Annotated in this window: 6 protein-coding genes and 1 pseudogene; 1 reads left to right on the forward strand and 6 read right to left on the reverse strand. The window is 42.9% G+C overall.

All coding sequences use genetic code 11. From position 1 onward, the window contains the following. The 3 genes from ACFINH_RS09010 to ACFINH_RS09020 all read right to left on the reverse strand — a co-directional run. Positions 1 to 1,649 (reverse strand): portal protein (locus ACFINH_RS09010; RefSeq protein WP_375632785.1); only part of this gene is annotated, 1,649 nt, incomplete at its 3' end. Then, positions 1,634 to 2,962 carry a PBSX family phage terminase large subunit gene (locus ACFINH_RS09015; RefSeq protein ID WP_375632787.1) on the reverse strand — a complete coding sequence of 443 codons (1,329 nt, stop codon included), beginning with the start codon at positions 2,960 to 2,962 and terminating at the stop codon, positions 1,634 to 1,636. The genes ACFINH_RS09010 and ACFINH_RS09015, both read right to left, overlap by 16 nt. Continuing rightward, on the reverse strand, positions 2,943 to 3,275 hold the full coding sequence (locus ACFINH_RS09020; RefSeq protein WP_375632789.1) for a hypothetical protein: 333 nt from the start codon (positions 3,273 to 3,275) through the stop codon (positions 2,943 to 2,945). Before ACFINH_RS09020 ends, ACFINH_RS09015 begins: the two co-directional genes overlap by 20 nt. 204 nt (positions 3,276 to 3,479) lie before the next feature. Here ACFINH_RS09020 and ACFINH_RS09025 point away from each other — a divergent pair, with 204 nt between their 5' ends. Next, positions 3,480 to 4,103 carry a hypothetical protein gene (locus ACFINH_RS09025; protein ID WP_026017333.1) on the forward strand — a complete coding sequence of 208 codons (624 nt, stop codon included), beginning with the start codon at positions 3,480 to 3,482 and terminating at the stop codon, positions 4,101 to 4,103. Positions 4,104 to 4,112: 9 nt separating this feature from the next. Here the strand turns inward: ACFINH_RS09025 and ACFINH_RS09030 are convergent, their stop codons facing one another. The 3 genes and pseudogenes from ACFINH_RS09030 to ACFINH_RS09040 form a co-directional block, all read right to left on the reverse strand. After that, a complete protein-coding gene (locus ACFINH_RS09030; protein ID WP_375632792.1) occupies positions 4,113 to 4,643 on the reverse strand; it encodes a hypothetical protein in 531 nt (176 codons plus the stop codon). After that, on the reverse strand, positions 4,612 to 4,965 hold the full coding sequence (locus ACFINH_RS09035; protein ID WP_375613771.1) for a hypothetical protein: 354 nt from the start codon (positions 4,963 to 4,965) through the stop codon (positions 4,612 to 4,614). Before ACFINH_RS09035 ends, ACFINH_RS09030 begins: the two co-directional genes overlap by 32 nt. 15 nt (positions 4,966 to 4,980) lie before the next feature. Then, a pseudogene (locus ACFINH_RS09040) lies at positions 4,981 to 5,139 on the reverse strand (single-stranded DNA-binding protein); the annotation flags it as partial.

The raw sequence follows: 5,139 nt of genomic DNA on the forward strand, positions 1-5,139 counted from the left end.
TTTTGAAGCAACGGTAATAATTGCGTGATAATGCCAAAGGTACGCTCTTTCTCATTCGGGCTGGTTGGAGCATCATCGACAACAATGTCATACTCGACACTCGTTACTTCTTCACGCGTCAATGGAATATATTGCGCATTCTCCTCACCAGATATCCGTACCAAACGCCCATCGGACAAGTAATTCTGTATAAGGTGCAAAATAATCTTACCTTGCCGCTTGCGATACAAACGTAAGCCATCAAACAGACAAGCAAGCAGATTTAAACTGGATTGGCGTCGTTGTGCCTCCAAAATACCCGCTTGTGTCACTTCTCTTGTGCCAATGAATTCGGGCGATAAACCCGTCACCTGATTAATTGCTTCCTTAGCTTCATTAAACAGCTGGAAAAAGCCCTCTGGAAACTGTGCTACAGGCTTTGGTTGTATCTTGCCTTCTGCAAGAGCGCCATCTTCAGCAACTAGCAACGCATCAGCCCGCGCCCAATCTTGCATAGCCTGCCTGATGTCCTTAAACGCCCCTTCCTCGACAATAAGCCCCCCTTTGGATTGGCTATTAAGGATATACATCACTTGACTGAAATATTTATTCGCCCACCGTTGTGGATCTTTTGTCGGGCGCACAACCCCATAAAATTGCCGTTCTATCTTGTCAAAATACCCCGTTATACACTCCCAACCCAATTGACCAGCTGGAACTAAAGGTTGATCGGGGGATTCAAGCAACTTTCTCCCTAAAAAAGCACGTCTTACAACCTTTTTATTGAAAGCTGCCCCTTGGATATCGGGCATCATGCACTGGAGCTGCTTAAATTCTTCTTCGCTATAATCACGAAGTTCTCCAGTGCTTAAATCGGGCGCTTTGTAATATCGCTCGCTTTCAAACCAACGGCATTCAACAAGCGTGACCATCCGACGACCGTTTTCAACATCAATGCTCCCTTCATCACTGTAATAATCAAGATCATTATGGTGAACACCTTCATGAGAGCTCCCATCCCTTGCCCAATCTGCACTCAGCTCTGTCCAATGAGATTTGGGAAACATCTGCTTAGCTACTTCTAACGGCTTGCGGTCTACATACCACAAACGTTGTGCATCGGTTAAATTCGGTTGCACTGCCGCACTATCCCAGACCATTTTTAAAGGATCTAAACGCGTAATGACCGGTTCACCATCGAGGCTGTTCTCATAATCAAGGCGGGTATCAGTCCACCCCATTCCACAAATGACAGCATCTTGGAAAGCATCACTATCTGCATATTCAGCATGTGCCATGTCGCGAAACCATTCTGCTGCTCCTGTAAGCAATTCACTTGGCAATGCCTTCCCTATTTGACGAGGAATGAATTGCACTTCTCGCTTATTGTTGCGTTCTGAACCCACAACAGCATTCACAAGCGGAGCAATACGATTAAAAGTCATAACGGGGCGGCGTTGCTTTTTTAACGCCGATAAATCTTCTTCATTCCATTGATCACCATTGTAAAAACCAAAATCCTCCCGCGCATGTTCACGCCATTTGTTCACATGCTCCACATCTTCTTTGTACCAGCTCACAAGCTTACGAAACAAACCTTCATGAGAGAGATCAGATACATTGCTGTCTTTTTCTAAACGTTCATCATCATGCATCATTCTGCCATCCATGAGGTACTCTCATATTCCATTCTGCCGCTATAAGCTGGTCGCTTTTGTATTTCTTTTGGTGGTTTGTATGAAATACACATCAGTCCAAAGGCATCTGCCCCATGACTGGACCAATCATGCTCTGCTCCCAAGCCAATATTACGCTTCTCATCCCATTTCTCGTGATACCAGTTCAGTGCCTTACGTCCTGCTACTGTCGTCTTCTCATTAAACCAAACAGAAGGCAAAACACGGCGGACTGTTTCTATACGTATCTTAACAGCCCCTGCTCCCTGATTAGGGATAACTTTTGTTTGAAAGCCTGCCTGTTTAAGAGCGCTCTCAAAACTCACATTATGCACACGGTCTCTGGTCGCACCGTCATGGGGGAGAACCATCAATGCCTTCTCATAACCATTTTGACGCAACCAACCGATATGTTCCGATAACGGCTGTCCCTGTGCTTCGTAATAATTAAGCACTCTGATCTCTCTACCAACAAATTGCGCTATCCATATCGCCGTGGCATCTGCCTTGGCGCCTGTCCCCCCAATATCCCAAAAGGCGCGTATCTGCATTAAAGGATCACGAGCAACACGCCCTATCCGCCCCTCTTGCTCGGCTGCCAACATTTCCTTTTGATAATAAGCGCCTTGAACCGCTGTAAGATAAGCCCCTTCCCAGATATGCTTATAGGTCTCTGGACGGTTTCTCAGATCATCAAGCCGCGCTTCATTCAAGATCTTAGGAAACTTCGGGTTGTCTGACCAGTTGATCTCAACACGTTTGATTGCCTCATTGTCTGAAAAGCGAAACCGCTTCTCAACGGGGGCATTCTCTCGCAACGGGTTCCATGTCACCCATAACTCTGCCCGCCATCCCTCTCCTTCTTCTCGCAACGTCGGTATAAGCGTTTGCCAAGCCGTCTCTGTAACGGGCTCTGCCTCATCAACCCAACAAAGCAAAATACGCCCCATAGACTTGATACTTGCAATATTCCGGTCCAGACCAGAAAACTGAAAGGCTATACGACCATCTATCGACTTAATCGACGACTCCCCAACCTTGTAATAGTCCTTTAAAAAGTCGTGCGCTTCAATGACGCGTTTAATCTCCTCCAATGAACTTTCTGCTAGCGAATTTTGAAACTGACGTGCACAAAGAATGGTCCCCGATATCCCCTGCATACCAAATTGATAGCCTTTTAAAGCAGCCATCAATGCAAATGATCTTGTCTTTCCAGACCCTCGTCCACCCCAAGCAGCACGCACCAAAGCCTTATCTGTAAAAATCGGTATAAGCTTTGGAACAATACTAATCTGTCGTGTTGTCATTGACCAAAGGCGCGATTTCTACACGCGTTATCACCTTAATGGCTCCCCCATCTTCACCTGTTACCTGTAAAGGCAACACCTTACCAAGCAACGCTAAATAAGCCGCTGGACATTCCATAGCCTGTTTTTCCAAATAAGAGATCAAACCATCCTTGCCAATTTTATTCCCAGCATTCTCAGCAGCCTTAACCACTGCTTCTTTTAAAATGCGCGTCACTTTATTTGGAACGCCTTTGACACGCCCTTGACCTGCCTTTGGGGGTATACGCTTTTTAATGGGTTGTGGAGCCTGATGTGTATTTTCTGATGTCATAAAATACCCCTCCAGATAATAAAAAACCCCGCATTTGCGGGGATTCCAAACTGCACTGCCTCTCGTCTAGATACAGTACGACCAAGTACAGCAACGTCATTAAATACGATTTGCTACACTTTGTCAACACTAAAATAACACATATTGATAATTTCAAAGGGAATCGGTTAAACAGCGCTTATGAATAATTAAGGATCCAAAATAATGAAATCATTATCCATAACACGCATCATAACATTTATAGCTTTCTTTTCTATATCAGCGCTACCTGCATCAGCGTCATTTGGATTTATAGACAAATTGACGCGTATGTTTACAAGTGTAGATACTATAGAGAAGTATAATCAACTTTACGACAAATACGCGAGTAAAGAATATACTGGCTTTACGCATTTTAATAAGCTAAGCCAAGCACAAGAATTTGTATACAGCCGTGGCCATCATAAGATGCCTTCCAAATTTGATCCTGTATTGCATCGTCACGTATTCGTTATTTTATGTGGACGCTTTGTGAATTTATTGCGGGGTGAGTATAATGAAGAAATGTCATGGGCAATGCTACCCAATGTAATAAGTCGTTTACGTTATGAACATAATTGGAGTGAAAGAGATTTTATGTGGGCATACAACGAATCCAATAACAGCAAAAATCCAATGATTTATTATGCAAAAAAATTTCTTAGTAATTCGACTGGAACTGGCATTAGCCCCAAAACACAAATGATAGTTGTAGTATCTGACGTGAGCACCGGTGATTATGAAAACACTAAACAAGTCGCTAGATTTTGCAGAGACTTACCAACGATATATGATATAATGAAACCGTAATAGAGATTGTCATTTACGATCAAAATGTTTCTGAAGCACATTAAGAGCAACACGCAGCGAATTCACAAGATGTGGTAACATTTGATCTTCTATCACGAGGTACTGTAGCGCAGCATGAAGATTATACTGTCTATAGAGGCATTGTGCTTCTTTTAGTGCCTCTTGCGTGTTTATAAACTGCTCTGTTGCAAATGCTACCCACTTATCTCTTGCCTTATCATCTGAAGATGACGGCATTTCGTCATAAATCGCATTAGGCAAGCCTTTTGCACAAAGGTAATCGTTTCTTATCTGTAGATATTGCTGGGCGGCGTCATATTGCTCTTGTGTAAGCACGCCTTGCAAGCAAAGCCGCCCGATATAGGTACCAGAAAGTGGATTTTTTGCCTCTTGTAGCGTTAAACCGAAGCGCTTTGCACGCATTTCTATTGCCAATTTAACAACGGCTTCACGCGGTGCTTTTGCACGTGAGATGCGTCCGTTTGGTTCTCTTAGCTGCCCTGCTATTTTAGGGCGTCCCCTCTTTTTGTTTTTTTTCACTTATGTCCTCAGATGTCTGTTTAATATCTTGCCAAATTCTCTCTGATCTTGACCATGAAATTCGATTTAAAAAGAACAATAAAACCACTAAAATGCATATTACAGCAGCAACACCTAACTTAAGTTTTAAGTGACTTTGATCCCAAGAAAGTTTTAAGAGCAGAATGAAAAGTGTACTCAATAAAGCACCCATCACTATACTGTAATAACTCATTGATGTAGATGACATACAATCTCTTAACAGCTCTATATCATTCTCTGTAAGCATATAAACGGGTTCAGATTCTTCTGTACTAACCCTAGACTTCTTTTTACTATCCATTAAAGCACCTTCTGTTTAAAAAGGAACGCTATCATTCATAACGGTATGAGACGTATCAAGAGGTCTGTAAATGCTTCTGTCATAAGCAGATGACTGCTCTTGATTATCATCATTTTTGCCATCTAAAAGCTTTAACTCGCCTTTGTACTGAGGCAATATGACTTCTGTTACATA

Origin of the sequence: Bartonella sp. AA74HLJMH, from assembly GCF_042197045.1 — a bacterium.
Classification (GTDB): domain Bacteria; phylum Pseudomonadota; class Alphaproteobacteria; order Rhizobiales; family Rhizobiaceae; genus Bartonella.

What these genes read in the sequence shown, in the direction of transcription:
- ACFINH_RS09035 (WP_375613771.1), bottom strand. Translation starts at nt 4,965, where the DNA reads ATGGATAGTAAAAAGAAGTCTAGGGTTAGTACAGAAGAATCTGAACCC.
- ACFINH_RS09025 (WP_026017333.1), top strand. Translation starts at nt 3,480, where the DNA reads ATGAAATCATTATCCATAACACGCATCATAACATTTATAGCTTTCTTT.
- ACFINH_RS09020 (WP_375632789.1), bottom strand. Translation starts at nt 3,275, where the DNA reads ATGACATCAGAAAATACACATCAGGCTCCACAACCCATTAAAAAGCGT.
- ACFINH_RS09015 (WP_375632787.1), bottom strand. Translation starts at nt 2,962, where the DNA reads ATGACAACACGACAGATTAGTATTGTTCCAAAGCTTATACCGATTTTT.